The sequence below is a fragment of the Cupriavidus necator A5-1 genome, from assembly GCF_000744095.1.
Classification (GTDB): Bacteria; Pseudomonadota; Gammaproteobacteria; order Burkholderiales; family Burkholderiaceae; genus Cupriavidus; species Cupriavidus necator_A.
In genome coordinates this window covers 4,093,855-4,119,743 of the sequence record NZ_JQLI01000008.1, presented here as the reverse complement: position 1 = coordinate 4,119,743, position 25,889 = coordinate 4,093,855, and the positions used below count along the sequence as shown (strand labels likewise).

Genomic DNA, 25,889 nt, shown 5'->3' with positions numbered 1-25,889 from the left:
AACGCCATGAGCACCAACCAACTCTACGCCGGCTACCAGTCCGAACTGGCCGACTTTCGCCTGGCGTTTAGCCGGGGCGGCGCCTATACCGCAATCGTGCTAGTCATGCTCGGGGTCGGGCTCGACTATGGCCAGTATCCGCAGCAGCAGCTCGCCTTCGCCGTGGCGCGGGTGGTGGTGTCGCTGCTGATCGCGGGCGTGGTGGTGATGCTGTACAGCGCCGCGGGCCGGCGCTTCGCGCCATGGCTGACGCTGACCTGGCTGATGCTGCCGCAGATCATGATCGCGTGGATGATCTCGCAGACCGAAGGGGTGCAGTCTCCTTATTATGTCGGCCTCAACCTGGCAATCTTCGCCTCCGGCATCGCGCTGCCGTTCGGGCTGTGGCAGAACCTGGTGTTCGGCGTGCTCTCATACCTGCTGTACGTGCTGGCGTGCCTGTTCCACCCCGGCGGCATCGAGCCGGTCGGCACCTTTATCGTCAATTCGCTGTTCCTGCTGTTCGCCGCGGCGGCCAGCGGGGTCTACACCTTCTTCAACGAGCGCGCGCGCTTCATGCTGTTCCGGCTGAAGGCCGAGGTCGCCGAGAAGAACGCCGAGCTCGAGGTGATCAACCGCAAGCTGGTCGACATCAAGGGCCAGATGCTGCAGCAGGAGAAGATGGCCGCCATCGGTACGCTGGCGGCCGGGCTGCTGCATGAGGTGAACAACCCGGTCAACTTCTGCCTGATGGCGATCGAGGTGGCGATGGAAGAGCCGCAGGCCAAGGAAAGCGAGTCGCTGACCGAATGCCTGGTCGATGCCAAGCAGGGCATGCAGCGCATCCAGCATATCGTGTCCGACCTGAAGACGTTCGCCTACCGCAAGCCGGGCGCCGAGGTCGAAGGCACGCCGTTCCTGTTCGAGAAGGCGCTGGATTCGTCGATCCGGCTGACCGCGCACGAACTGCGCGGGGTCAAGGTCACGCGCGAACTGCCCGACGACACGCTGGTGATGGGCGACGAAGCCGCCGTCATCGGGGTGCTGATCAACCTGTTCTCCAACGCGGCGCTGGCCATGCGCAAGGCCGGCACGCAGGAACCCGCGATCCATACCACGGTGCGCTGGGCCGAGAGCCGCCTGCACGTGACGGTGCGCGACAACGGTCCCGGCGTCGCGCCGGAGCACCTGGCGCGCGTGTTCGAGCCCTTCTTCACCACGCGCGAAGTGGGGCAGGGGCTGGGGCTGGGACTGTCGATCAGCTACGCGGTGATCGAGCGCCACGGCGGCCAGCTCTTTGCAGAGAGCGAGCTGGGCCAGTGGGCGGCGTTCAGCTTTGACCTGCCACGCGCGGAGTAAACGGCCATGAGCGAAGTCCAGCAAGCGCGGCCGACCATTCTCTACGTCGATGACGAGGACATGGCGCGCAAGTACTTTGCGCGCGCGGTCGGCAGCGAATACGACGTCCTGCTCGCCGCGAGCGCCGACGAGGGCGTGGCGCTGCTGCGCGCCGAGAGCGCGCGCATCGCAATCCTGGTGACGGATTTCCGCATGCCCGGGCGCGACGGCGGCGACCTGCTGCGCCAGGTGGCGCAGGACTACCCGCAGATCGTGCGCATCCTGGTGACGGCCTACGCCGACAAGGATGTGCTGCTGCAGACCGTCAACTCCGGCGAAGTCTTCCGCATCCTGGAAAAGCCGCTGAGCGTCACCGACGTGCGCGAGGTGCTGCGCCAAGCGGGCGAGCGCCACCGCGAACGCGCGCTGCGCCAGCACCGGCTGATGGCCATCGACGAGACGCTGGCGTTCCTGGCGCACGAGCTGAACACGCCGCTGGCGGCCATCGCCAACTATGCGCGCGGCATCCAGAGCCGCGTCGCGGGCGAGTACAGCGAGCAGCGCCTGGGCGAGGTCGGCCAGGCGGCCAGCGCCATGCACGACAATGCGCAGTATTGCCTGGCGGTGCTGTCGTCGTTCCTGCAGTCCGTGCGCAGCAGCGCCGGCAGCCCGGCGGCCAGGCCGGAGCCGGCGGCTGAAGTCAGCGCGGGTGCGCTGGTAGCGTCGCTGCTCGATACCTATCCGTTCGCGGGCGACCAGCGCCAGTGGGTGCAGGTCGAGGTGCATGGTGATTTCCCGGTGCAGACGCTGCCCAACTGCGTGGCGCTGGTGTTGTCGTCGGTGATGAGCAACGCGCTGCGCGCACTGGCCAACGTGGCCGCGCCGTCGCTGCGCTTCGTGGTGGTGGCCCAGCCGAGCCAGGAAATCCGCATCTGCGACAACGGCCCCGGCATCCCGCCCGAGGTGATGGAGCGCCTGCTGGTCGATCCCGTCACCACCCACGCCAGCGCCGGCGGCAGCGGCCTGGGCATGATTTTCTGCAACCGCGTCATGCAATCCTTCGGCGGCGGCATCCGGATCGCGTCCGCGTCCGGAGCCGGGACCGCGGTGACGCTGGACTTCCCAAATTACAAGCATCGAATGATTAGGAGTGACCGATGAGCGAACCGATTGCCACCCAGGCACCACCCCCGGCGATTCTGTTCGTCGATGACGAGGCGACCGCCGTCAAGTATTTCCAGCGCGCCATCGGTGCGCTGGCGCCGGTGGTGACCGGCGGCTCGGTGGAGGAGGGCAAGGCGCTGCTGGACGCCCACGGCGACAGCCTGGCCGTGCTGGTGTCCGACCAGCGCATGCCGGGCGAGTACGGCAACGAACTGCTGCGCTATGCGCGCGAGCGCTACCCGCATATCGTGCGCATCCTGACCACGGCGTATTCGGAGCTCGACCAGACCGTCGCAGCGGTCAACGAGGGCCAGATCCACCGCTATATCAAGAAGCCGTGGGACATCACGGCGCTGCGCATGGAACTGAAGCAGGCGCTGGAGCTGTCCGGCCTGCGCAAGGAACGCGACCAGCTGGTGCGCGAGAAGCTGGCCGTGCTGCAGACCCAGACCGTGGCCACCCGCATCGGCATGCTGCACGCACTGTGCGCCAGCCTGATCGGTCCCGGCCGCTTCCAGCCGGTGGAAACCTACCTGGCGGCGGTCGACCTGGCCGGCGCGCGCAACGCCGAGCCGGACTGGCAGCGCATGGACTACGCCGACCTGGTACGCGCGGAATCCGAGCGTAGCGGCAGCTTCGGCCATGCCGTGGGCACGCGCCTGGCGGAGCTGCGCAGCGCCAATGCGGGCAAGGGCGCTGCCGATGCCCCGACGGTGATCGCCGATGCGCTCGGCAGCGAGGTGGTGCGCCGCGACGGCGACACCGTGGTGTGGACCGCACCGGCCACGCTGGCGGAATTCCTGGCGCAGCCGGTAGGCAAGCCCGTGTCGGCGCCGCACGCCGCCTGGCTGGCGAGCCTGCTGTGGCTGGAGGAGGTCGGCGGCGCGATGAAGTTTGCGCGCGATGGCGACACCATCGTGTGCCGCGCGGGCCCGCGCAGCGAGAGCTTCGCGGCCGACCGGCTGGCGGCGTGGATCGAACGCTTCGCCGAGCAGGTATGATCTTCGGATCGCTCCGCCCAATGAAAATGGCGCCCGCGGGGCGCCATTTCTTTGCCAGCTTCTTTTTGCCTGCGTTCGGGCCGTCAGGCCTGCGCGCCGTAGTTGGGGTCGTCGCGGTCGGTCGAATCCGACTTCTTGTCGCCCTTGACCAGGTCCTCGCGCTTGACGCCCAGCCACATCGCCAGCGCCGCGGCCACGAACACCGACGAGTAGATACCGAACAGGATACCCACCGTCAGCGCCAGCGCGAAGTAGTGCAGCGTGGGGCCGCCGAAGAAGAACATCGACAGCACCATCATCTGGGTCGAGCCGTGAGTGATGATGGTGCGCGAGATGGTGCTGGTGATCGCGTTGTCGATGATCTCGTGCGTGGTCATCTTGCGGAACTTGCGGAAGTTCTCGCGCACCCGGTCGAAGATCACCACCGATTCGTTGACCGAGTAGCCCAGCACCGCCAGCACCGCCGCCAGCACCGACAGCGAGAATTCCCACTGGAAGTAGGCGAAGAAGCCCAGGATGATGACCACGTCGTGCAGGTTGGCGATGATGCCCGCCACCGCGAACTTCCACTCGAAGCGGAACGACAGGTAGATCACGATGCCGGCCACCACGCACAAGAGGGCCAGCAGGCCGTCGGTGGCCAGTTCCTTGCCCACCTGCGGGCCGACGAACTCCACCCGTTGCAGCTTGACGTCAGGCGCGGCGGCCTGCAGCGCGCCCATCACCTGCTCGCTCTGCTGGGCCGAGGTGACGGGCTTGCCGTCCGGGCCCTTCTGCAGCGGCAGACGGATCATCACGTCGCGCGAGGTGCCGAAATTCTGCACCTGCACGTCGGTATAGCCCAGCTTGCTCACCTGGCCGCGGATCTTTTCCAGGTCGGCCGCCTGCTGGTAGCTGACCTCCATCACCGTGCCGCCGGTGAATTCGATCGACAGGTGCAGGCCCTTGTGCCAGAGGAAGAACACGGCGGCGGCAAACGTCAGGAAGGAAATCACGTTGAAGACCAACGCGTGCTTCATGAACGGAATGTCGCGCCGGATGCGGAAGAATTCCATGTTGAATCCTGTTCTGTACTGCTAGTTATTGCTGATCGACTGTGCGGGCCGCTTACTTGGCGACCGGCGTGTCGGTGGCGTTGCCAGGCTTCCAGATCTGGCCGATGGCCACGCTCTGCAGCTTCTTCTTGCGGCCGTACCAGAGGTTGACCAGGCCGCGGTTGAAGAACACCGCCGAGAACATCGAGGTCAGGATACCCAGGCAGTGCACCACGGCAAAGCCGCGCACCGGGCCCGAACCGAAGGCCAGCAGCGCCAGGCCGGCGATCAGCGTGGTCACGTTCGAGTCCAGGATGGTGGCCCAGGCGCGGTCGAAGCCGACCGCGATCGCCATCTGCGGCGACGCGCCCGCGCGCAGTTCCTCGCGGATGCGCTCGTTGATCAGCACGTTGGCGTCGATGGCCATGCCCAGCACCAGCGCGATGGCGGCGATACCCGGCAGCGTCAGCGTGGCCTGCAGCATCGACAGCACGGCGACCAGCAGCAGCAGGTTCACGCCCAGCGCCAGCACCGAGAACACGCCGAACAGCATGTAATACAGGATCATGAACACGCCGATCGCGGCAAAGCCGTAGGCGACCGAGTCAAAACCCTTCTTGATGTTGTCGGCACCCAGCGACGGGCCGATGGTGCGCTCTTCGATGATCTCCATCGGCGCGGCCAGCGAGCCGGCGCGCAGCAGCAGGGCCAGGTCGTTGGCGGCCTCGGTCGAGTAGGAGCCGGTGATCTGGAAGCTCGAGCCCAGTTCGGACTGGATCGTCGCCACCGTCAGCACTTCGCCCTTGCCCTTCTCGAACAGCACGATCGCCATCGGCTTCTTCAGGTTCTCGCGCGAGACGTCGCGCAGCACGCGGCCGCCCTGGGCGTCGAGCTTGATATTGACCGACGGGTGCTGGTTCTGGTCGAAGCCGGCCGAGGCGCTTTCGATGCGGTCGCCGGTGAAGATGACCTGCTTCTTCAGCACCACCGGGGCGCCGTTGCCTTGCGTGAAGAGTTCGCTGCCGAACGGGATCGGGTCGCCCGGGCGCGGGCTGCGCGGCGCGTCGTTGTCGACCAGGCGCGCTTCCAGCGTGGCGGTGCGGCCGATGATGTCCTTGGCCTTGGCGGTGTCCTGCACGCCCGGCAGTTGCACCACGATACGGTCGGCGCCTTGCTGCTGGATCACCGGCTCTGCCACGCCCAGTTCGTTCACGCGGTTGTGCAGCGTGGTGATGTTCTGCTTGACCGCGGCGTCCTGCACGGCCTTGCGGGCGGGTTCGGTGAAGGTGCCGACGATGTTGTTGCCGTCCATCGCGAAGGCCACTTCGCGCAGGTTGTCGGCCAGGATGGCGCGGGCGCGGTTGGCGTCGTCGGCGTTGTTGAAGCGCACCGTCAGGCGGTCGCCTTCGCGGTCGATGCCGCCGTGGCGGATGCCCTTGTCGCGCAACAGCGTGCGCGCGTCGCCGGCCAGGCTGTCGAGCTTCTTGTCGACCGCGCCCTTCATGTCGACCTGCAGCAGGAAGTGCACGCCGCCGCGCAGGTCCAGACCCAGGTACATCGGCAGCGCGTGCATGGCGGTCAGCCAGCGCGGCGAGCCCGACAGCAGGTTCAGCGCGACTACGTAGGTGGGGTCGGCGGGGACGGGGTTGAGCGAGCGCGACAGCACGTCCTTGGCCTTGAGCTGCTCGTCGGTGGTGCGGAAACGCGCCTTGACCGAGCCCGACTGGCCGGAAATGTCGAAGAACACGCCGTCAGGCTGGAGCTGGTTCTGCGCCAGGATCTCTTCGACCTGCTTCTGCATGGACAGGTCGACCTTGACCGTGGCCTTGCCCGAAGACACCTGTACGGCGGGCGCCTCGCCGAAGAAGTTCGGCAAGGTATAGATGATGCCGATGGCCAGGGCCACCAGGATCACGATGTACTTCCAAAGCGGATAACGATTCATCTCGGGCCAGTCATTCAGCGGTTGGCGGGGCCGGCGCAGGCGTGGCGCGCCACGTCGGCGGGGCCGAACCGGTTTGGCAAACAGCCGCCTGGCAGCCACGTATGGAAGCCGCGCGGGCTCGCGGGCTTCATTGCGGCTGGATCAGGCGGCTGCCGGGGCATGCGTGAACGGGCATGCCGGAAAAGACAAAGGCGGGAGTCGCGTGAGCGATCAGGCGGATCAGAGCGCCTTCAGCGAGCCCTTCGGCAGCACCGTGGTCACGGCGTTCTTCTGCACGGTGATTTCCGTGCCTGCGGCGATTTCCAGGCCAACGTACTGGTCGGTGACCTTGGTCACGCGGCCCAGGATACCGCCGGCGGTGACGACTTCGTCGTTCTTGGCCAGCGCTTCAAGCATCGCCTTAGACTCCTTCTGGCGCTTCATTTGCGGGCGGATCATGATGAACCACAGCACCGCAAACATCAGGATGATGGGCAGGAAGCTCATCAGGCCGCCAGCCGCGCCGCCGGCACCGGCGGTCTGGGCAAATGCGTTAGAAATCAACACGTGGGTTCTCCGTCACAAAAGTCAGTCAAATAATCGAGCATTCTACCATTCGCATTCCGCCTGCCCTTGGCATTCTAGGGCGGAATACGGGTTTGTTCGGGGTGATTCCGGGGCGACTCGCGGCAGTTGCCGGCAGGGCGCCGGCTCACGCTGGGGCGACGCCCTCACCGATCCCGGTATTGGCCCCGGTGTTCGACCCGCGCCGGCGGGAAAGTTCGCGCCGGCGACCGTTTTACTGCGTGCCGCGGGCGCGGTCGGCCGCGAACTGGCGGCGGAAGTCGGTGAAACGGTGCTGCTCGATCGACTCGCGCACCTCGCGCATCAGCTGCAGGTAGTAGTGCAGGTTGTGGATGGTATTGAGGCGCGCGCCCAGGATCTCGCCGACCCGGTGCAGGTGGTGCAGGTAGGCGCGCGAGAAGTTGCGGCAGGTGTAGCAGGCGCAGCTTTCATCGAGCGGGCGCGGGTCGTTGCGGTGCGCCGCGTTCTTGATCTTGACGTCGCCGTAGCGGGTGAAGAGCCAGCCGTTGCGCGCGTTGCGGGTGGGCATCACGCAGTCGAACATGTCGACACCCGCGGCCACGCCGGCCACCAGGTCTTCCGGCGTGCCCACGCCCATCAGGTAGTGCGGCTTGTCGGCCGGCAGGCGCGGCGCCACGTGTTCCAGCACGCGCATCATGTCTTCCTTGGGCTCGCCCACCGACAGGCCACCGATGGCAAAACCGTGGAAATCCAGCTCGGACAGCCCCGCCAGCGATTCGTCGCGCAGGTCCTCGTACATGCCGCCCTGGACGATGCCGAACAGCGCGTTCGGGTTGGCCAGCCGCTCGAACTCGTCGCGCGAGCGCTTGGCCCAGCGCAGGCTCATGCGCATCGACTTGGCCGCTTCCTCGTGCGTGGCGGGGCGGCCGTCGATCTCGTACGGGGTGCACTCATCGAACTGCATCACGATGTCGGAGTTCAGCGTGCGCTGGATCTGCATCGAGATCTCGGGCGACAGGAAGAGCTTGTCGCCATTGACCGGCGACGCGAACGTGACGCCATCTTCAGTGATCTTGCGCAAATCGCCCAGCGAAAACACCTGGAAGCCGCCCGAATCGGTCAGGATCGGCTTGTCCCAGCCGATAAATTTGTGCAGGCCCTCGTGGGCGTTGACCACGTCCAGCCCGGGGCGCAGCCACAGGTGGAAGGTGTTGCCGAGGATGATGTGCGCGCCGATCTCGTTCAGTTCCAGCGGCGACATGGCCTTGACCGAACCGTAGGTGCCGACCGGCATGAAGATCGGCGTCTCGACCACGCCGTGGTTCAGCGTGACGCGGCCGCGGCGGGCGTTGCCGTCGGTGGTGATGAGTTCGAAGTTGAGCATGGCTTGTGATTCTGGATTCAGGCGCCGGGCTGGCGGGTCAGCAGCATGGCGTCGCCGTAGCTGAAGAAACGGTAGCGCTGCTCGACCGCATGGCGGTAGGCGGCGCGGATGGCTTCCACGCCGGCCAGCGCCGAGACCAGCATCAGCAGCGTCGACTTGGGCAGGTGGAAGTTGGTGATCAGGGCTTCGACCAGGCGGAAGCGGTAGCCGGGCGTGATGAAGATATCGGTGTCGCCGCTGCCGGCGGCAAGCGTGCCGTCGGCCTGCGCCGCCGATTCCAGCGCGCGCAGCGAGGTGGTGCCTACCGCGATCACGCGGCCGCCGCGCGCGCGGGTGTCGCGCACCGCCTGGGCCAGTTCCTCGGAGATCGCGTACCACTCCGAGTGCATCTTGTGCTCGGTCAGGTTCTCGGTGCGCACCGGCTGGAACGTGCCGGCGCCCACGTGCAGCGTCAGGAAGGCGCGGCGCACGCCGGCGGCATCGAGGCGCGCGAACAGTGCATCGTCGAAATGCAGCCCTGCGGTGGGTGCGGCCACGGCGCCCGGACTGCGCGCGTAGACAGTCTGGTAGCGGGTCTCGTCGTAGGCGTCCGGGTCGTGCGTGATATACGGCGGCAGCGGCAGGCGGCCGTAGCGCTCGATCAGGTCCAGCGCCGGCTCGGGGAAGCGCAGCGTGAAGAACTGATCCACGCGCGGACCCACGGTGACGGCGACGGCGTCGTCCGCCAGATGCAGCGTGCTGCCCTCGGCGGGCGTCTTGGACGCGCGCACCTGGGCCAGCACGGTATGGCTGTCGACGACGCGCTCGACCAGCACCTCGATCTTGCCGCCGCTGGGCTTGTGGCCGAAAAAGCGCGCCTTGATCACGCGCGTGTCGTTGAACACCAGCAGGTCGTCGGGACGCAGGTAGTCGACGATATCGCTGAAGGCGCGGTCGACCAGGCGCACCGCGTCGGCGGTGTCGGCGGTCGCGAGCCGTTCGACCACCAGCAGCCGGCTGGCACTGCGGTCAGGCAGCGCGCTCTGGGCAATCAGTTCGGGCGGCAGCGGAAAATCGAAATCGGAAAGCGTCAACATCGTGGAAACGGCGGGGGCGGCCGGCAGCCATGCAGGCCGGAAGAGGCTAAGTGGGGCACAAAGCGGCACTCCGCTGCCCTTGGCGACAGCCGGCATGGGTACAATCGGCGAATCCGATATTGTAAGGCCACGGGCCCGCCAGACGCCGGGCCGGGTGTGATACCCGCTATTTGCCGGCCCGCGCCAGCCGCCCAAGCCGAAACCGCAGCGACTGCTGCCAACCTTGTTGCCGATGCCCGGAACCGCAGCCGACCCGATCCAAGACCCTGCCGATGCCGCCAAGGAAGCGGCGGCGCCCGCGCGCGACAAGGCTGGCGAGGCAAAGGGCAAGGCTGCACGTTCGGGTACATCATCGGCGGCCGCGCGCCTGGCCAAGCTGGGCCTGCGCCGTCCGGTCGACCTGGTGCTGCACCTGCCGATGCGCTACGAGGACGAGACCACGCTGGCACCGATCGCCGACGCGATCCGCCGTGCCGGGCTGGGCCAGCCGGCGCAGGTCGAAGGCGAGGTCATCTCCAATGAAGTCACGTTCCGGCCGCGCCGCCAGCTGGTGGTCAAGATCGCCGACGACAGCGGCGAGCTGACGCTGCGCTTCCTCAATTTCTACGGCAGCCAGACCAAGCAGATGGCCGAGGGCGTGTGGCTGCGCGTGCGCGGCGAGGTCCGCGGCGGTTTCTTCGGCGCCGAGATGGTCCACCCGACGGTGCGCCCGGTGGTGCCCGGCGAAGCGCTGCCCGACCGCCTGACGCCCGTGTATCCGTCCACCGCCGGGATCGCACAAGCCTACCTGCGCAAGGCCATCGGCGGCGCCCTGTCGCGCACGCCGATGCCCGAGACGCTGCCGCAGGCGGTGCTGCAAGGGCCGCTGGCGCGGCTGCACTTGCGCCCGCTCGCGGACTGCCTGCGCCTGCTGCACGCGCCGCCGCCGCAGGAAAGCGAGGCCGCGCTGGCCGACCGCTCGCACCCAGCCTGGCAGCGCATCAAGTTCGACGAACTGCTGGCGCAGCAGATTTCGCTGCGGCGCGCGCACGCGGCGCGGCGCGAGAAGACCGCGCCGACCATGCCGCGCCGCGAGGGCGGTTTGCTGACCCGCTTTTTGGCCGCGCTGCCGTTCCGGCTGACCGGCGCGCAGGAACGTGTGGTCGCGGAGATTGCCGCCGACATGACGCGGCCGCACCCGATGCACCGGCTGTTGCAGGGCGACGTCGGCAGCGGCAAGACCATCGTCGCCGCACTGGCGGCCTGCCAGGCGATCGACGCCGGCTACCAGGCGGCGCTGATGGCGCCCACCGAAATCCTGGCCGAGCAGCACTACCGCAAGCTGTCCGCGTGGCTGGAGCCACTGGGCGTGCCGGTGGTCTGGCTGGCTGGCAGCCTGAAGGCGCGCGAGAAGCGCGAAGCCGCCGCGCGCGTGGAATCGGGCGAGGCGCAGCTGGTGATCGGCACCCATGCGCTGATCCAGGACGCCGTGCGCTTTGCCAGGCTGGGCCTGTCGGTGGTCGACGAGCAGCACCGCTTCGGCGTGGCGCAGCGGCTCGCGCTGCGCGGCAAGGCAGGTGCCAGCGATGTGCCGGCGCCGGACACCGTGCCGCACCAGCTGATGATGTCGGCCACGCCGATCCCGCGCACGCTGGCCATGACGTACTACGCCGACCTCGACGTGTCGGTGATCGACGAACTGCCGCCGGGCCGCACGCCCATCGTCACGCGGCTGGTCAACGATGCGCGCCGCGACGAGGTGATCGCGCGCGTGCACCATGCCGCCGCGGAAGGGCGCCAGGTCTACTGGGTGTGCCCGCTGATCGAGGAAAGCGAGGCGCTGCAGCTGCAGACCGCAGTGGAGACCTACGAGACGCTGGTCGCCGCGCTCCCTGACCTGCGAGTGGGCCTGGTGCACGGCCGCCTGCCGCCGGCGGAGAAGGCGTCGGTGATGGACGACTTCAGCGCCAACCGCATGCAGGTGCTGGTGGCCACGACCGTGATCGAAGTGGGCGTGGACGTGCCCAATGCCTCGCTGATGGTGATCGAGCATGCCGAGCGCTTTGGCCTCGCCCAGCTGCACCAGTTGCGCGGGCGGGTGGGGCGGGGCAGCGCCGAATCGGTGTGCCTGCTGATGTACCAGGCGCCGCTGTCGCCCACCGCGCGCGAACGGCTGGCCACCATGCGCGAGACCACCGATGGCTTCGAGATCGCCCGGCGCGACCTCGAAATCCGCGGCCCGGGCGAATTCCTTGGCGCGCGCCAGTCGGGTGAAGCCATGTTGCGCTTTGCCGACTTGCAGACCGACGCATGGCTGGTCGAATACGCGCAGGAGGCGGCCGAGCTGATGCTGGCGCGCTTCCCGGAAGCGGTCGAAGCACACCTTTCGCGCTGGCTCGGCGGGCGCGAGCACTACCTCAAAGCCTGATCGGCGCCTGTCCAGGTGCGCGATGCTTCGCATGCACCGACACAATGCGTTGGGGCTCTGACAGAAGCGACAATCGAAGGTAAAATCTATCGCCTACCGCAAATTGATAAGTCATGACGCTCACCGAACTCAAGTACATCGTCGCCGTGGCGCGAGAGCGCCATTTCGGCCGGGCCGCCGAGGCCTGCTTCGTCTCGCAGCCGACGCTGTCGGTCGCGATCAAGAAGCTGGAAGACGAACTCAACGTGCAGATCTTCGAGCGCGGCACCTCTGAGGTGTCGGTGACGTCCATCGGCGAGCAGATCGTGGCGCAGGCCCAGCGCGTGCTCGAACAGACCATGGCCATCCGCGAGATCGCCAAGCAGGGCAAGGACCCGCTGGCGGGCCCGCTGCGCGTGGGCGTGATCTACACGATCGGGCCATACCTGTTGCCGTCGCTGGTCAAGCAGATGATCGAGACCGTGCCGCAGATGCCGCTGATGCTGCAGGAGAACTACACCCACAAGCTGATCGAGCTGCTCAAGCAGGGCGAGATCGACTGCGCGGTGATGGCCGAGCCGTTCGCCGATTCCGGCCTGACGGTGCGACCGCTCTATGACGAGCCCTTTGTCGTCGCCGTGCCGCGCGGCCACGAACTGGCGCAGGCGCGCGCGATCGACCCGGATGAACTCAAGCGGCAAACCATGCTGCTGCTCGGCAGCGGCCACTGCTTCCGCGACCATGTGCTGGGCGTGTGCCCCGAACTGTCGCGCTTCTCGCAGGCGGCCGACGGCATCCAGAAGACCTTCGAGGGTTCGTCGCTCGAGACCATCCGCCATATGGTGGCCAGCGGGGTCGGCATCACCGTGCTGCCGCGCACCTCGGTGCCTGACATGAAGGCCAAGGGCGACATGCTGGCCTATGTGCCGTTTGCCGATCCCGTGCCGGACCGCCGTGTGGTGCTGGCCTGGCGCAAGAGCTTTACCCGGCTGCCCGCGATGGAAGCGCTGGCCAACGCCGTTGCCGCGTGCGACCTGCAGGGCGTGCGCAGGCTCGACGCCAAGGATTTGGCAGAAGCCGCCTGATCGCTTTACCGGGTACTCAAAAGGCCGCACGGAATTCCTACCGCTGCGGCCTTTTTGTTTGTCTTGCGGTCGGCAAGAGGGATAGATTTGACCTAACACATAGGTAAAAATAATTAAATTCTCATCTTGATAGTCTCTTTGTACACTTGGGTTCGTCGATGCTCGATGCGTCGATCAGCCAGGGAGACCGATGATGAGCGGCAGCGCCCGATTCATTCCTGAGCGCCCGATCATTTCCCGCATGGGGCGCTGCCTGCTCGATTGTCTTGCCTGCTACGCGGCCGCGAACTGACGCGCCGTTTCCGTTCAGCTACCCACAAGAAGGACAAGATGAGCAAGAAAGTCACTCTCACTACCGCAGCCGGCGCACCGGTCGCCGATAACCAGAATTCGCAGACCGCCGGCCCGCGCGGCCCGATGCTGCTGCAGGACGTGTGGTTCCTCGAAAAACTCGCTCACTTCGACCGCGAGGTCATTCCCGAGCGGCGCGTGCATGCCAAGGGCTCCGGCGCGTATGGCACGCTAAAGATCACGCACGACATCACCCAATACAGCAAGGCTTCGGTGTTTGCCGAAATCGGCAAGGAAACGCCGCTGTTTATCCGCTTCTCCACCGTCGCCGGCGAGCGCGGCGCGGCCGACGCCGAGCGCGACGTGCGCGGCTTCTCGGTCAAGTTCTATACCGACGAAGGCAACTGGGACGTGGTCGGCAACAACACCCCGGTGTTCTTCGTGCGCGACCCGCTCAAGTTCCCCGACTTTATCCACACGCAGAAGCGCAACCCGCGCACCAACCTGCGCGATCCGATCGCGGTGTGGGACTTCTGGTCGCGCCATCCGGAATCGCTGCACCAGGTCACCATCCTGATGAGCGACCGCGGCCTGCCGCAGAACTATCGCCAGATCCACGGCTTCGGCTCGCATACGTACTCGTTTATCAACGCCAACAACGAGCGCTTCTGGGTCAAGTTCCACTTCAAGTCGCAGCAGGGCATCGCCAACTGGACCAATGACGAGGCGGCCAGGGTCGTAGCCACGGACCGCGAAAGCGCGCAGCGCGACCTGTTCGAGAACATCGAACAGGGCAACTTCCCGCGCTGGAACCTGCGCGTGCAGGTCATGCCCGAAGCCGATGCGGCCAGGTACCACATCGACCCGTTCGACCTGACCAAGGTCTGGCCGCACAAGGACTACCCGCTGATCGACGTGGGCGTGGTCGAGCTCAACCGCAACCCCGACAACTACTTTGCCGAGGTCGAGCAAGTGGCGATGAATCCGGCCAATATCGTGCCGGGCATCGGCTTCTCGCCCGACAAGATGCTGCAGGGCCGGCTGTTCTCGTACGGCGACACGCAGCGCTACCGCCTGGGCATCAACCACCACCAGATCCCGGTGAACGCGCCGAAATGCCCGTTCCACAACGCCTTCCATCGCGATGGCGCGATGCGCGTGGACGGTAACCAGGGCGGCAAGCTGAACTACGAGCCCAACCGGGAAAGCGCCTACGGCGCCAGCGAGCGCGCGATGGAGCCGCCGCTCGCGCTGGACGGCGCCGCCGACCGCTGGGACCACCGCGTGGACTCGGACTACTACAGCCAGCCCGGCGCGCTGTTCCGGCTGTTCGACGAGGGGCAGCGCCAGCGCCTGTTCGCCAATATCGCGGCGGCGATGCAGGGCGTGCCCGAGGAGATCGTGCGCGTGCAGATCGAGCACTTCACCAGGGCCGACCCGGCCTACGGTGAGGGCGTGCGGCGCGCGCTTGACCTGAAGTAAGCAGTCATCTGGCGCGGCTGCCCCCCGCCGCCACGCCGCGGAGAACGATCATGGCGATGATCCGCTTGTTTATCGACGAGTGGCGGCAACTGTGGCAGGACGGACATGACCAGCCCGAACGCGCCGACGCCGCGCGGCTGCGCCACAAGCTGTGGCGCAAGGAAATCGGCGCCGCCGTGATCGTCCTCGGCGCTGCCGTGATGTTTATCGAAGTGGCGCGGGGTTTGGCCGGGATCGCCGGCTAATGCAATAATGCGGGGTACTGCGCCGCCCGGCCCCTGTTTTTGGCAAGGCCGGGGGCGCTCCACGTGGCTTTACCAGAACGGAGCGTACCTACCATGGCAAAGAAGAATGAGATGAGCGTGAATATCGGTATTTCCGACAAGGACCGCAAGAAGATCGCGGAAGGCCTGTCCAAGCTGCTGGCAGACACCTACACCCTCTACCTCAAGACCCACAACTTCCACTGGAACGTGACGGGTCCCATGTTCAATACGCTGCATCTGATGTTCGAGACCCAGTACAACGAACTGGCGCTCGCCGTGGATTCGATCGCCGAGCGCATCCGCGCGCTGGGCTACCCGGCACCGGGCACCTACAAGGAATACGCCCGCCTGTCGTCGATCGCGGAGGAAGATGGCGTGCCCGAGGCCACCGACATGATCCGCAAGCTGGTGGAAGGCCAGGAAGCCGTGGTGCGCACCGCGCGCTCGATCTTCCCGGTGGTCGACGCAGCCGGCGACGAACCGTCGGCCGACCTGCTGACCCAGCGCATGCAGACGCACGAAAAGACCGCGTGGATGCTGCGCTCGATGCTGGCCTGAGGGCCTTGCGGTCACATCCGGCTGCCGTCACGTGGCGGCCGGCACTGCGCGTCGCAACCGTCCGGGCTGCGGCGCGTTTTCATTGAATCGCCTCTTCCCGGATCCGCGCTGTGCATACCTCGCCGTCGTTGCCTCCCGCTCCCATGCTAGAACGTCTCTCCCTCTACGCGCGCCTGGTGCGCATCGACAAGCCGATCGGCACGCTGCTGCTGCTGTGGCCGACGCTGTGGGCCATGTGGATGGCCGCGGGCGGGCCGCCGTCGTGGGGGCTGTTCTGGATTTTCGTGGCAGGGACGTTTCTGATGCGTTCCGCTGGGTGCGCGATCAATGACTGGGCTGATCGGGATTTCGACAAGCACGTCAAGCGTACGAAAGAGCGGCCGCTGACCGCGGGCAAGATCGCTGCATGGGAAGCGCTGGCTGTGGCCGCCGTGCTCGCGCTGGTGGCGTTCACGCTGGTGTTGCCTTTGAACGCGCTGACCAAGTGGCTGGCGGTGGTGGCGGCGGTGGTGGCGGGGACGTATCCCTTCTTTAAGCGGTTCTTTGCGATTCCGCAGGCTTACCTGGGTATTGCGTTCGGTTTTGGCATTCCGATGGCGTTTGCCGCGATCCAGGATCAGGTGCCGCTGGTGGCGTGGGTGATGTTGCTGGCCAATGTGTTCTGGGCGGTGGCATATGACACGGCTTATGCGATGGTGGATCGGGATGATGATCTGCTGATTGGGATGAAGACTTCGGCCATTACCTTTGGCCGTTTTGACGTGGCCGCGATCATGATCTGCTATGCCGCGTTCCTCGCGCTGATGGCGTGGGCTGGCGTGCTGCTGGGGCTGGGGTGGCCGTATTGGGTGGGACTGGTGGCGGCGGCGGGGTGTGCTGGTTACCACTACACGCTGATTCGGGATCGCGACCGTATGCGCTGTTTTGCGGCGTTCCGGCATAACAACTGGCTGGGGGCTTGTGTGTTTGCGGGGACGGCGGTGGCTTACGTGGTTCGGTGAATTGGGTTGCGATTTGTCGATGATCGAGGGCACGTGTTGCTGGTGACATGTTGTCGGTCAACCGCTCTGTTCCGCCCAGGAGGGCGGAACCCAGCGGTTCAATAGCGACAACATGTCACCAGCCGCGAGACCCGTCGAGCAACGAGCCCCAGGCCCCATACCCGGCCCTCAATCCTTCCCGAATTCAGCCCCCATCTCCTTCCCCCGCGCCGCCGCCGCATGCATAGCCCGCACGAAGGCATCACCGATTCCTGCCGCCTCCATCGCCGTCACCGCCGCATAGGTCGTACCACCCTTGGACGTCACACGCTCGCGCAGCGTCGACACCGGTTCCGGCGACTGCCCGGCCAGCGCCGCGGCGCCGCGGAACGTTTCCACCGCCAGCTCGCGGCCTTGCTGCGCAGTCAGACCGAGCTCGGTCGCAGCACGCTCCATCGCTTCGACAAAGTAGAAGACATAAGCCGGACCGCTTCCGGAAATCGCAGTAACCGCATCGATCTGGTCGTCGCCATCCACCCACACGCACTTGCCAACCGCCTGCGCCACAGCGCTGGCGATATTGCGGTCTTCGTCCGACAACCCAGCCACCCCCGCCAGCCCCGTCATCCCCATCCCCGCCAACGCCGGCGTATTCGGCATCGCCCGCACCAGCCGGGTGCGCCCGCCCAGCCAGCGCTGCATATCCTGCAACCGGATGCCAGCGGCCACGCTGATCACCAGATTGCCCTTGCCGCCGGGCGGCAGGTGCGGCAGCAACTGCGCCGCGGCGTCGCGGAACTGCTGCGGCTTGACCGCCAGCACCAGCACATCGCTGGCGCCGAAGGCGGCATCAGGCGCGCCCGCCGCATGCACACCGAGGTCGCGCGCCAGCCGCTGCTGCGCTTCCGGGAAAGGATCGACCACGCGAATCGAGGTAGCAGGCACGCCGCGGGCGATCAGGCCGCCGATCAGTGCGGTGGCCATATTGCCGCCGCCGAGAAAGCCGAAGGTGAGGGTGTCGAGCATGGTTGTCTCTGTAGTGTCTTGTTGATCTGGTAGCGGGTCAGGCGCGGGCGCCGAAAATGGCGGTGCCGATCCGCACCAGGGTAGCGCCCTCGGCGATGGCGGCTTCCATGTCGCCCGACATGCCCATCGACAAGGTGTCGACGTCCAGCCCGTCTTCACGTAGCGCACCCAGCAACGCGCGCATGGCGGCAAACGGCCGGCGCTGGGCGGCGGGATCGTCCTCGGGTTCGGGAATCGCCATCAGCCCACGCAGCCGCAGGCGGGGTAGGGCGGCGACGGCGCGCGCCAGCGGCGGCACTTCCGACGGCGCGACGCCGCTCTTGCTGGCTTCCCCGCTGATATTCACCTGGATGCAGACCTGCAGCGGCGCCATGCCAGCGGGGCGCTGCGCCGACAGCCGCTCGGCGATCTTGAGCCGGTCGATGGCGTGCACCCAGTCGAAATGCTCCGCCACCAGCCGGGTTTTGTTGCTTTGCAGCGGGCCGATGAAATGCCATTGCAACCGGCTGCGCAGGTCGGCCAGCGCGGCGACCTTGTCCACGCCTTCCTGGACGTAATTCTCGCCAAAGGCAGGCTGGCCGGCCTCGAAGGCGGCCCGGATACGGTCGGGGGAAACGGTCTTGGAAACGGCCAGCAGGGCGATGTCGCGGGGCTGTCTGCCGGCTTGTTGTGCGGCCGCCGCGATGCGCTGGTGCACGGCTTGCAAGTTGGCGGCAATTACAGACATAATCCGGCGAACATACAAAAGAAGTACGACAAAGTACTGATAACTATTCAGGGTGGGGTCATTATAGATGGACATCGCGCAGCTATTGGCTTTCGCCGTCAAGAACAAGGCATCCGATCTTCATCTCTCGTCGGACATGCCGCCGATGGTGCGGATCCACGGCGATATGCGCCGGATCAACGTCGCATCGATGGCGCACAAGGATGTCCACGCCATGGTGTACGACATCATGAGCGACACCCAGCGCAAGATCTACGAAGAACGGCTCGAGATCGACTTCTCGTTCGAGATTGCCGGCCTGTCGCGCTTCCGGGTCAACGCCTACAACACGCAGCGCGGCGCCGCCGCGGTGTTCCGTACGATTCCCTCCAAGGTCCTGACGCTCGAGGAACTACGCACGCCGACCGTATTCGCCGACCTGTGCATGAAGCCGCGCGGGCTGGTGCTGGTGACCGGGCCGACCGGCTCGGGCAAGTCCACCACGCTGGCAGCGATGGTCGACCATCGCAATGAAAACGACATGGGTCACATCCTGACGGTGGAAGACCCGATCGAATTCGTCCACAACTCCAAGAAGAGCCTGATCAACCAGCGCGAGCTGGGTCCGCACACGCATTCCTTTGCCAACGCCCTGCGCTCGGCGCTGCGTGAAGACCCGGACGTGATCCTGGTGGGCGAACTGCGCGACCTGGAAACCATCCGCCTGGCGCTGACCGCGGCCGAAACCGGCCACCTGGTCTTCGGCACGCTGCACACCAGCTCCGCGGCCAAGACCATCGACCGTGTGGTCGACGTGTTCCCGCCGGAAGAAAAGGACATGGTGCGCACCATGCTGTCGGAATCGCTGGAGGCGGTGATCTCGCAGACCCTCCTCAAGACCCGCGACGGCAACGGCCGTACCGCCGCGCACGAGATCATGATCGCCACGCCCGCGATCCGCCACCTGATCCGCGAGAACAAGATCGCGCAGATGTACTCGATGATGCAGACCAGCAGCGGGCTGGGCATGCAGACGCTGGACCAGTGCCTGTCGGACCTGATCAAGCGCAGCGTCATCAGCTACAACGACGCGCGCGCCATCGCCAAGAATCCGGACGCGTTCATGGGCTGAGGCCCATGTCATGCCTACTGGCCGCTGCCCGCGTGCGGCGGCCGCACTCCCGCAGGACACCGCCATGCTCGATCGCGAATCCGCTTCCAAGTACATCAACGACCTGCTGGAGTTGATGGTCAGCAACCGCGGCTCGGACCTGTTCATCACCTCGGACTTCCCGCCGGCGATCAAGGTCGACGGCAAGATCACGCCGGTGTCGCAGCAGCCGCTGAACCCGACGCAGGCGCTGGGCCTGGTGCGTTCGGTGATGAACGAGCGCCAGGTGCAGGACTTCGACACCAGCCGCGAATGCAATTTCGCCATCACCGCGCCCAAGGCCGGGCGCTTCCGCGTGTCGGCCTTTATCCAGCAGGGCAAGGCCGGCATGGTGGTGCGTACCATCAACACGCGCATCCCGTCGGTGGCGGACCTGGACCTGCCGCCGACGCTGCATGAGATCGTGATGTCCAAGCGCGGGCTGGTGATCGTCACCGGCGCCACCGGCTCGGGCAAGTCGACCACGCTGGCGGCGATGCTGGACCATCGCAATGCGCACTCCTACGGTCACATCATCACCATCGAGGATCCGATCGAGTACGTGCATGCGCACCAGAATTGCATCGTCACGCAGCGCGAGGTCGGCATCGATACCGAGTCCTGGCACGTGGCGCTGAAGAACACGCTGCGCCAGGCGCCCGACGTGATCCTGATCGGCGAAATCCGCGACCGCGAGACCATGGAGTACGCGATGCAGTACGCCGAAACCGGCCACCTGTGCCTGGCCACGCTGCACGCCAACAACGCCAACCAGGCGATCGACCGCGTGGTCAACTTCTTCCCCGAGGAAAAGCGCCAGCAGCTGCTGATCGACCTGTCGCTGAACCTGAAGGCGATGGTCTCGCAGCGCCTGCTGCCGCGCGCCGGCAAAAAGGGGCGCGTGCCGGCGGTGGAAATCATGATCGGCACGCCGCTGGTGGCCGACCTGATCTTCAAGGGCGAGATCCACGAGCTCAAGGAAGTCATCAAAAAATCGCGCGAGCAGGGCATGATCTCGTTCGACCAGGCGCTCTTCGAGCTGCACGAGGAAGGCAAGATCACTTACGAAGACGCGCTGCGCAACGCCGACTCGCTCAACGACCTGCGCCTGATGATCAAGCTGCACAGCAAGCGCGCCCGGGATACCGACCTGGGCGCTGGCACCGAGCACCTCAACGTCATCTGAGCCGTGCACGCCGGGGCGCATGGCGTTATGCTTCGGGCACGTACAAGGAGTCTGCCATGAGCAATGTCTACCAGTTCGAAGCCAACTCGCTGGCCGGCCAGCCGGTACCGCTGTCGCAGTTCCAGGGCAAGGTGATGCTGATCGTCAACACTGCCAGCGAATGCGGGTTCACCCCGCAGTACGAAGGGCTGCAGAAGCTCTATGACGAATACAAGGAGCGCGGCCTGGCGGTGCTGGGATTTCCGTGCAACCAGTTCGGCAAGCAGGAACCGGGCGACGCGCAGCAGATCGGCCAGTTCTGCGAATCGCGCTTTGCCGTGCGTTTCCCGATGTTCTCCAAGATCGACGTGAACGGCACCGACGCGCATCCGCTGTACCAGTGGCTGACCACCGAGAAGCGTGGCGTACTCGGTACGCAGGGCATCAAATGGAACTTCACCAAGTTCCTGCTGCGCCGCGACGGCACGGTGTTCAAGCGTTATGCGCCGACTACCAAGCCGGACGAGCTGCGCGCCGATATCGAGAAGCTGCTGACCAATCCGGCGGCCTGATCCGCCTAAGCCCCGCTGGCGCGCACCGCGCGCAGGAAACCATTTAGCGACCGGTCCGGCGTCTCGTGGAAATGGTCGTCCAGCATGCGGATGGCGCGGCAGCGGTCGAGCCGGAAGCTGCGGTAGTCCTCGCGCGTGGTGCACCACGCCGCCAGCAGCCAGGCATTGCCCCAGAAGAACAGGCCGAGCGGCATCACCACGCGTTCGGTGATGCGCTGGTGCGCGTCGCAGTAGTCGAGCAGCAGCAGCTTCTGCTCGCCCAGCGCGCCGTGCACCACGTCAAAGGCCTCGCGCACCTGCGCCTGGTTGACGTATTCCGGCGCGAATATGCGGCTTTGCTGTGCCGCCAGCCGGCGCGGCGGCGGCAGCGCGGCCATCAGTTTTTCCAGCGCGGGATCGGCCGCGGCGGCCAGTGCGCCGCCGCCCCAGGCCTTCAGCAGCCGCAGGCCGGCCACCAGCGCTTCCACTTCCATGGCACTGAACATCAGCGGCGGGACGTCGAAATCGGCACGCAGCCGGTAGCCGATGCCGGCCTCGCCTTCGACCGGCACGCCTGACAGCGACAGCGCCTGGATATCACGGTAGACGGTGCGTTCCGACACCCCGAGCCGCTGCGCCAGCAGCGCCGCCGTGGTCAGGCGGCGGCCGCGCAGCACCTGGACGATCTGGAACAGGCGGTCGGCGCGGCGGCTCATCGGTCAGCTTTAGCCATAGGATTACCCGGCAATGGGCTCGTGCAGCCCGATGCGGTTGCCTTCACTGTCGGTGATATGGGCGATGCGGCCGATCTCGCCCGGCAGGCGCAGCGGCCCGAACACGGTCTTGCCGCCGGCGCGCGCGGCGCGCTCCAGCAGGGCGTCCAGCTGCGGCGCATGCAGGTAAGGCACCGGGCCGTAGTAGTTGCTGGGACGGTAGCCTTCGCCGGCCACCAGCGCGCCGCCCGGGTCCGGGTGCGGAAAGACGGCCATGTCGACCTGGCTCATGGACTCGCGGCGCAGCTGGACATCAAAGACCTGCTCGTAGAAGCCGATGGCACGGTTCATGTCGACCACGGGGATTTCCAGCCAGTTGATCAGTCGGTTGCTCATGATGGGCTCCTTGTTTCCTGGTAAGGGGGGAGCTCGCATCATGCGCGGGGCCTGCTGACAGCGTCCTGTCAGGAGCTTGTCAGTGTGGCATCCAGGCCGCCAGCACCGGCACCAGGATCGCCGTCAGCACGCCGTTCAGGCCCATGCCGAGCGCGGCGAAGGCGCCGGCTTCCTGGTTGACCTGGAAGGCGCGCGCGGTACCGATGCCGTGCGCCGCCACGCCGGTGGCGAAGCCGCGCACGCTGTAGTCGCGGACGCGCAGCAGGTTCAGCAAGCTGGTGGCGCTGACCGCGCCGATGATGCCGGTGCCCATCACCAGCACCGCGGTCAGCGACGGCAGGCCGCCGATCTTCTCGGCCACGCCCATCGCGATCGGGATCGTCACCGACTTGGGCGCGAGCGAGCGCACGGTCTCGGGCGATGCGCCCAGCAGCCAGGCGATGCCGACCGCCGACACCACCGCCACCACCGAGCCGGCCACCAGCCCGACCAGCAGCGGGAACACATGGGTGCGCAGCTTGGGCAGCTGCATGTACAGCGGCACCGCCAGCGCCACCGTGGCGGGCCCGAGCAGGAAGTGCACGAACTGCGCGCCGTCGAAGTAGGTCTTGTAAGGCGTGCCGGTGACGGTCAGCACCGTAACCAGCAGGGCGACCGCGATCATCACCGGGTTAGCCAGCGGCGAGAAGCGCGATTTCTCGTAGATGCGGAAAGCGAACACATATGCCAGCAGCGTCGCGGTCAGCCCGACCAGCGGGCTTGCGGCCAGGTAGACCCAGATTTCGTTGAGGCGGGGCGTCATCATGCCTGTTCCCCCTTGGCATCCGCGTGCGGGGCATCGGTGCGCTTGCGCATCAGCATGCGCGTGACCACGGCGGTGGTGGCGATGGCCAGCCAGGTGGAAACCACCAGCGCGACCAGGATCGGCATCCATTCGCCTTCGATGCGGTTGGCATGGACCATGATGCCGACGCCGGCGGGGACGAACAGCAGCGACAGGTGCTTGAGCAGCTCGCTGGTGGTGCCCTGGATGATGGGCAGCAGGCGGTCGTCGAAGACCAGCCAGCCGAACAGCAGGATCATGCCCAGCACGGGGCCGGGCACGGGCAGGCGCAGCGCGTAGCTGATCACCTCGCCGACGGATTGGAAAACCAGCAGGATGGCAAAGGTCTGGAGCATGGGGGCGGTTGTGGGTTGCGCTGTTCCTCCCCTCTGCCGCAAGCGGGAGAGGGGAGACAACCACACGGCCCTTGGTGCCCGCTAGCTGAGCATCCGATCGACCAGTTCGATCCAGTGCATCACCGGCGTATCGGTGCCGCTCTGCAGGTGCGAGATGCAGCCGATATTGGCCGACACGATGGCTTCGGGCTGCGTGGCCTGCAGTTTGGCGAGCTTGTCATCGCGCAGGCGGTAGGCCAGTTCCGGCTGCAGCACTGAATATGTGCCCGCCGAGCCGCAGCACAGGTGGCTGTCAGCGCAGAGTTTGACCTCCACGCCGAGGCCGGTCAAGAGCGTCTCGACCTTGCCGCGGATCTGCTGGCCGTGCTGCAGCGTGCACGGCGGGTGGTAGGCCACGCGCCGGCTGTCGCGCGGCACGGCGCCGGCCAGCTCATGCAGCTCGTCGGCAAAGTCCGGCAGGATCTCGGACAGGTCGCGCGTCAGCGCCGATACGCGGCGCGCACGCTCGGCATATTTGGGGTCAAGGCGCAGCAGGTGGCCGTAGTCCTTGACCATCGCGCCGCAGCCGGAGGCATTCATCACGATGGCCTCGGCGCCGGCCTCGATATGCGGCCACCAGGCGTCGATATTGCGGCGCATATTGTCGAGGCCGCCGTCGTGGTCGCCAGTGTGGAAGCGGATCGCGCCGCAGCAGCCGGCCTCGCGCGCCACCACCATCTGTATGCCGACACGGTCGAACACACGCGCGGTGGCGGCATTGATGTTGGGCGACATCGCCGGCTGCACGCAACCGTCGAGCAACAGCATCTTGCGCGCATGCACGTTGCGCGGCCAGGTGCCGGGCGCGGCGGTGCCGCTGGGCGCCGGCACCTTGCTGCGCAGCGTGGCCGGCAGCAGCGGGCGCACCATCTGGCCGAGCCGCATTGCCGTGCCGAACAGCGCCGGGCGCGTCAGCCCCTCGCGCAGCGCCCAGCGCGCGATGCGCTGGCCCGCGGGACGCTGGATGCCTGCTTCCTCCAGCTTGTCGTCCACCAGCTTGCGGCCGATATCGACCAGCCGGCCGTAGCGCACGCCCGACGGGCAGGTCGATTCGCAGTTGCGGCAGGTCAGGCAGCGGTCCAGGTGCAGGCGCGTGCTTTCGGTGATGGCATGGCCTTCGAGCACCTGCTTCATCAGGTAGATGCGCCCGCGCGGGCCGTCCAGCTCGTCGCCGAGCAACTGGTAGGTCGGGCAGGTAGCAGTGCAGAAGCCGCAATGCACGCAATTGCCGACGATGGATTTGGCTTCCTCGCCTTCGGGCGTGTTGCGGAGAAAATCGGCCAGGTTCGTTTGCATGGTGTGGGGAGGGTTTGCCTGGGCGTGGAAACGCGGGCCGGATCAGAGCCCGGGATACATGCGCTGCGGATTGAAGATGCCGGCCGGGTCGAAGGTTTCCTTCAGTCTCCGGTGGATCGCGACCAGCGGCGAGGACAGCGGCGTGAACACGCCCACCGACTTGTCGCCGTTGCGGAACAGCGTGGCATGGCCGCCGGCGGTCTGGGCCACGGCGCGCACGGTCTGCGCATCGGTGCCGTGCGCGCCGTCCTCGGGCAGCCACCAGCGCTGGCCGCCGCCCCATTCGATCAGTTGCGTGCCGGGCAACTCCAGCGGCGCGGCGATGGTCGGCACCGCCAGGCGCCACAGTGCGCGGCCGGCCAGCGCCGGGGCGAAGAACGGATGCGTCTGCTCGCGCAGCGACTGCCACAGCGCCGCGGCCTCGGCGCCATCGACACGCGTGCCGCCCAGCTTCGCGCACGCGGCGCGCACCGCCGCGGTGGCGCCGGCCAGGCGCACATGCAGCACGTCGTCATGCCATGCGGAGGCCGCCACGGGAAGCGGCTGGCCACCCCACTGGTTCAGGCGCTCGATCGCCTCGGCCTGGGCCAGCTCGAAGCGCAGCGTGGCGTCGTCGAACGGTGCCGGCAGCACCTTCAGCGAGACCTCGAGGATCAGCCCGAGCGTGCCGAGCGAGCCTGCCAGCAGCCGCGACACGTCATAGCCGGCCACGTTCTTCATCACCTGGCCGCCGAAGCTCATCACTTCGCCACGTCCGTCCATCAACTGCGCGCCCAGCACGAAATCGCGCACCGCGCCCACCGATTGCCGGCGCGGGCCCGACAGCCCCGCGGCCACGGCGCCGCCCAGCGTCGCGCAGCTGGCCTGGCCGGGCAGCGCGAAGTGGGGCGGCTCGAACGCAAGCGTCTGGCGCTTCCCGGCCAGCGCGGCCTCGATCTCGGCCAGCGGCGTGCCACAGCGCGCGGTGATCACCAGCTCGGCCGGATCGTAGTCGACGATGCCGGTGTAGGGGCGCGTGTCCAGCACCTGGCCTTCGGGCGGCTGGCCATAGAAGTCCTTGCTGCCGCCGCCGCGCAGCCGCAGCGCGGTGCGGGTATCGGTGGCTTGCCTGACGGCGTCGCGGAAGGCGTCGAGTGTGGCTTGCATATGTGTTGGCGTTTGGGAGGTTGCGTGG

At 66.7% G+C, this 25,889-nt stretch carries 25 protein-coding genes; 12 read left to right on the top strand and 13 right to left on the bottom strand.

Annotated elements, in window-relative coordinates; all coding sequences use genetic code 11:
- The first annotated feature begins 6 nt into the window (after positions 1–6).
- Genes K307_RS43155 through K307_RS43145 form a run of 3 tightly spaced genes read left to right on the top strand, consistent with a single transcriptional unit; the run spans position 7 to position 3,482 of the window.
- Positions 7–1,338 (top strand): sensor histidine kinase, encoded by a 1,332-nt coding sequence (locus tag K307_RS43155; RefSeq protein ID WP_042887166.1) that lies wholly within the window; start codon positions 7–9, stop codon positions 1,336–1,338.
- A gap of 6 nt (positions 1,339–1,344) precedes the next feature.
- Positions 1,345–2,478, top strand: coding sequence for a hybrid sensor histidine kinase/response regulator (locus tag K307_RS43150; protein WP_042887165.1), 1,134 nt, complete (start codon positions 1,345–1,347; stop codon positions 2,476–2,478).
- The gene (locus K307_RS43145) at positions 2,475–3,482 is read left to right on the top strand and encodes a response regulator (RefSeq protein ID WP_042887164.1); all 1,008 of its coding nucleotides are present in this window, start codon (positions 2,475–2,477) and stop codon (positions 3,480–3,482) included. Before K307_RS43150 ends, K307_RS43145 begins: the two co-directional genes overlap by 4 nt.
- Before the next feature lie 83 nt (positions 3,483–3,565).
- On the opposite strand, the gene secF is transcribed toward K307_RS43145, so the two are convergent.
- The 5 genes from secF to queA form a co-directional block, all read right to left on the bottom strand.
- The gene (secF, locus tag K307_RS43140) at positions 3,566–4,537 is read right to left on the bottom strand and encodes a protein translocase subunit SecF (protein ID WP_042887162.1); all 972 of its coding nucleotides are present in this window, start codon (positions 4,535–4,537) and stop codon (positions 3,566–3,568) included.
- A gap of 52 nt (positions 4,538–4,589) precedes the next feature.
- The gene (gene secD, locus K307_RS43135; protein WP_042887160.1) at positions 4,590–6,461 is read right to left on the bottom strand and encodes a protein translocase subunit SecD; all 1,872 of its coding nucleotides are present in this window, start codon (positions 6,459–6,461) and stop codon (positions 4,590–4,592) included.
- Positions 6,462–6,680: 219 nt separating this feature from the next.
- Positions 6,681–7,007: a preprotein translocase subunit YajC gene (gene yajC / locus K307_RS43130; protein WP_042887159.1), complete on the bottom strand. Its 327-nt coding sequence runs from the start codon at positions 7,005–7,007 to the stop codon at positions 6,681–6,683.
- Between the two features lie 232 nt (positions 7,008–7,239).
- Positions 7,240–8,370: a tRNA guanosine(34) transglycosylase Tgt gene (tgt, locus tag K307_RS43125; protein WP_042887157.1), complete on the bottom strand. Its 1,131-nt coding sequence runs from the start codon at positions 8,368–8,370 to the stop codon at positions 7,240–7,242.
- 17 nt (positions 8,371–8,387) lie between these two features.
- Positions 8,388–9,446: a tRNA preQ1(34) S-adenosylmethionine ribosyltransferase-isomerase QueA gene (queA, locus tag K307_RS43120; protein ID WP_042887156.1), complete on the bottom strand. Its 1,059-nt coding sequence runs from the start codon at positions 9,444–9,446 to the stop codon at positions 8,388–8,390.
- A gap of 232 nt (positions 9,447–9,678) precedes the next feature.
- Here queA and recG point away from each other — a divergent pair, with 232 nt between their 5' ends.
- The 6 genes from recG (at position 9,679) to ubiA (ending at position 16,515) form a co-directional block, all read left to right on the top strand.
- Entirely contained in the window at positions 9,679–11,853 is a 2,175-nt protein-coding gene (gene recG / locus K307_RS43115) for an ATP-dependent DNA helicase RecG (protein ID WP_042887155.1), read from the top strand.
- Positions 11,854–11,966: 113 nt separating this feature from the next.
- Complete coding sequence (locus K307_RS43110; RefSeq protein WP_022536535.1) at positions 11,967–12,917, top strand: LysR substrate-binding domain-containing protein; 951 nt, start codon at positions 11,967–11,969, stop codon at positions 12,915–12,917.
- A 330-nt stretch (positions 12,918–13,247) separates the two neighbouring features.
- On the top strand, positions 13,248–14,690 hold the full coding sequence (locus K307_RS43105) for a catalase (RefSeq protein WP_042887153.1): 1,443 nt from the start codon (positions 13,248–13,250) through the stop codon (positions 14,688–14,690).
- A gap of 50 nt (positions 14,691–14,740) precedes the next feature.
- Positions 14,741–14,935 carry a hypothetical protein gene (locus K307_RS43100; protein WP_042887152.1) on the top strand — a complete coding sequence of 65 codons (195 nt, stop codon included), beginning with the start codon at positions 14,741–14,743 and terminating at the stop codon, positions 14,933–14,935.
- Between the two features lie 93 nt (positions 14,936–15,028).
- On the top strand, positions 15,029–15,514 hold the full coding sequence (locus tag K307_RS43095; RefSeq protein WP_022536532.1) for a Dps family protein: 486 nt from the start codon (positions 15,029–15,031) through the stop codon (positions 15,512–15,514).
- A gap of 143 nt (positions 15,515–15,657) precedes the next feature.
- Positions 15,658–16,515 carry a 4-hydroxybenzoate octaprenyltransferase gene (ubiA, locus tag K307_RS43090; protein ID WP_042887151.1) on the top strand — a complete coding sequence of 286 codons (858 nt, stop codon included), beginning with the start codon at positions 15,658–15,660 and terminating at the stop codon, positions 16,513–16,515.
- A 168-nt stretch (positions 16,516–16,683) separates the two neighbouring features.
- On the opposite strand, the gene proC is transcribed toward ubiA, so the two are convergent.
- Together proC and K307_RS43080 are read right to left on the bottom strand one after the other, a co-directional pair.
- The gene (gene proC / locus K307_RS43085) at positions 16,684–17,520 is read right to left on the bottom strand and encodes a pyrroline-5-carboxylate reductase (protein ID WP_042887150.1); all 837 of its coding nucleotides are present in this window, start codon (positions 17,518–17,520) and stop codon (positions 16,684–16,686) included.
- Between the two features lie 37 nt (positions 17,521–17,557).
- Positions 17,558–18,247 (bottom strand): YggS family pyridoxal phosphate-dependent enzyme, encoded by a 690-nt coding sequence (locus tag K307_RS43080; protein ID WP_042887149.1) that lies wholly within the window; start codon positions 18,245–18,247, stop codon positions 17,558–17,560.
- A gap of 67 nt (positions 18,248–18,314) precedes the next feature.
- Here K307_RS43080 and K307_RS43075 point away from each other — a divergent pair, with 67 nt between their 5' ends.
- The 3 genes from K307_RS43075 (at position 18,315) to K307_RS43065 (ending at position 21,113) form a co-directional block, all read left to right on the top strand.
- Positions 18,315–19,358: a type IV pilus twitching motility protein PilT gene (locus tag K307_RS43075; protein WP_042887148.1), complete on the top strand. Its 1,044-nt coding sequence runs from the start codon at positions 18,315–18,317 to the stop codon at positions 19,356–19,358.
- Positions 19,359–19,422: 64 nt separating this feature from the next.
- The gene (locus K307_RS43070) at positions 19,423–20,562 is read left to right on the top strand and encodes a PilT/PilU family type 4a pilus ATPase (RefSeq protein ID WP_042887147.1); all 1,140 of its coding nucleotides are present in this window, start codon (positions 19,423–19,425) and stop codon (positions 20,560–20,562) included.
- A gap of 56 nt (positions 20,563–20,618) precedes the next feature.
- Positions 20,619–21,113 (top strand): glutathione peroxidase, encoded by a 495-nt coding sequence (locus tag K307_RS43065; protein ID WP_042887146.1) that lies wholly within the window; start codon positions 20,619–20,621, stop codon positions 21,111–21,113.
- Positions 21,114–21,118: 5 nt separating this feature from the next.
- Here K307_RS43065 and K307_RS43060 read toward each other — a convergent pair whose 3' ends face one another.
- The 6 genes from K307_RS43060 to glcE form a co-directional block, all read right to left on the bottom strand.
- A complete protein-coding gene (locus K307_RS43060) occupies positions 21,119–21,808 on the bottom strand; it encodes a helix-turn-helix transcriptional regulator (protein ID WP_042887143.1) in 690 nt (229 codons plus the stop codon).
- Positions 21,809–21,829: 21 nt separating this feature from the next.
- Positions 21,830–22,201, bottom strand: coding sequence for a VOC family protein (locus K307_RS43055; RefSeq protein WP_196251664.1), 372 nt, complete (start codon positions 22,199–22,201; stop codon positions 21,830–21,832).
- Positions 22,202–22,280: 79 nt separating this feature from the next.
- Positions 22,281–23,006, bottom strand: a complete 726-nt coding sequence (locus K307_RS43050; protein WP_080745413.1) for an LrgB family protein — start codon at positions 23,004–23,006, stop codon at positions 22,281–22,283.
- Positions 23,003–23,380, bottom strand: a complete 378-nt coding sequence (locus K307_RS43045; RefSeq protein ID WP_042887140.1) for a CidA/LrgA family protein — start codon at positions 23,378–23,380, stop codon at positions 23,003–23,005. The genes K307_RS43050 and K307_RS43045 overlap by 4 nt, the downstream gene beginning before the upstream one ends.
- A gap of 81 nt (positions 23,381–23,461) precedes the next feature.
- Entirely contained in the window at positions 23,462–24,715 is a 1,254-nt protein-coding gene (gene glcF / locus K307_RS43040) for a glycolate oxidase subunit GlcF (protein WP_042887139.1), read from the bottom strand.
- 42 nt (positions 24,716–24,757) lie between these two features.
- Complete coding sequence (gene glcE, locus K307_RS43035; RefSeq protein ID WP_042887138.1) at positions 24,758–25,861, bottom strand: glycolate oxidase subunit GlcE; 1,104 nt, start codon at positions 25,859–25,861, stop codon at positions 24,758–24,760.
- Positions 25,862–25,889: the final 28 nt, after the last annotated feature.

Coding starts and splice junctions, on each gene's coding strand:
- glcE (WP_042887138.1), bottom strand. CDS start 25,861: ATGCAAGCCACACTCGACGCCTTCCGCGACGCCGTCAGGCAAGCCACC.
- K307_RS43155 (WP_042887166.1), top strand. CDS start 7: ATGAGCACCAACCAACTCTACGCCGGCTACCAGTCCGAACTGGCCGAC.
- queA (WP_042887156.1), bottom strand. CDS start 9,446: ATGTTGACGCTTTCCGATTTCGATTTTCCGCTGCCGCCCGAACTGATT.
- tgt (WP_042887157.1), bottom strand. CDS start 8,370: ATGCTCAACTTCGAACTCATCACCACCGACGGCAACGCCCGCCGCGGC.
- secF (WP_042887162.1), bottom strand. CDS start 4,537: ATGGAATTCTTCCGCATCCGGCGCGACATTCCGTTCATGAAGCACGCG.
- K307_RS43110 (WP_022536535.1), top strand. CDS start 11,967: ATGACGCTCACCGAACTCAAGTACATCGTCGCCGTGGCGCGAGAGCGC.
- recG (WP_042887155.1), top strand. CDS start 9,679: ATGCCCGGAACCGCAGCCGACCCGATCCAAGACCCTGCCGATGCCGCC.
- K307_RS43150 (WP_042887165.1), top strand. CDS start 1,345: ATGAGCGAAGTCCAGCAAGCGCGGCCGACCATTCTCTACGTCGATGAC.
- K307_RS43050 (WP_080745413.1), bottom strand. CDS start 23,006: ATGATGACGCCCCGCCTCAACGAAATCTGGGTCTACCTGGCCGCAAGC.
- K307_RS43080 (WP_042887149.1), bottom strand. CDS start 18,247: ATGTCTGTAATTGCCGCCAACTTGCAAGCCGTGCACCAGCGCATCGCG.
- K307_RS43055 (WP_196251664.1), bottom strand. CDS start 22,201: ATGAGCAACCGACTGATCAACTGGCTGGAAATCCCCGTGGTCGACATG.
- K307_RS43100 (WP_042887152.1), top strand. CDS start 14,741: ATGGCGATGATCCGCTTGTTTATCGACGAGTGGCGGCAACTGTGGCAG.
- K307_RS43095 (WP_022536532.1), top strand. CDS start 15,029: ATGGCAAAGAAGAATGAGATGAGCGTGAATATCGGTATTTCCGACAAG.
- K307_RS43070 (WP_042887147.1), top strand. CDS start 19,423: ATGCTCGATCGCGAATCCGCTTCCAAGTACATCAACGACCTGCTGGAG.
- secD (WP_042887160.1), bottom strand. CDS start 6,461: ATGAATCGTTATCCGCTTTGGAAGTACATCGTGATCCTGGTGGCCCTG.
- glcF (WP_042887139.1), bottom strand. CDS start 24,715: ATGCAAACGAACCTGGCCGATTTTCTCCGCAACACGCCCGAAGGCGAG.
- proC (WP_042887150.1), bottom strand. CDS start 17,520: ATGCTCGACACCCTCACCTTCGGCTTTCTCGGCGGCGGCAATATGGCC.
- ubiA (WP_042887151.1), top strand. CDS start 15,658: ATGCTAGAACGTCTCTCCCTCTACGCGCGCCTGGTGCGCATCGACAAG.
- K307_RS43045 (WP_042887140.1), bottom strand. CDS start 23,380: ATGCTCCAGACCTTTGCCATCCTGCTGGTTTTCCAATCCGTCGGCGAG.
- K307_RS43060 (WP_042887143.1), bottom strand. CDS start 21,808: ATGAGCCGCCGCGCCGACCGCCTGTTCCAGATCGTCCAGGTGCTGCGC.
- K307_RS43065 (WP_042887146.1), top strand. CDS start 20,619: ATGAGCAATGTCTACCAGTTCGAAGCCAACTCGCTGGCCGGCCAGCCG.
- K307_RS43075 (WP_042887148.1), top strand. CDS start 18,315: ATGGACATCGCGCAGCTATTGGCTTTCGCCGTCAAGAACAAGGCATCC.
- K307_RS43105 (WP_042887153.1), top strand. CDS start 13,248: ATGAGCAAGAAAGTCACTCTCACTACCGCAGCCGGCGCACCGGTCGCC.
- K307_RS43145 (WP_042887164.1), top strand. CDS start 2,475: ATGAGCGAACCGATTGCCACCCAGGCACCACCCCCGGCGATTCTGTTC.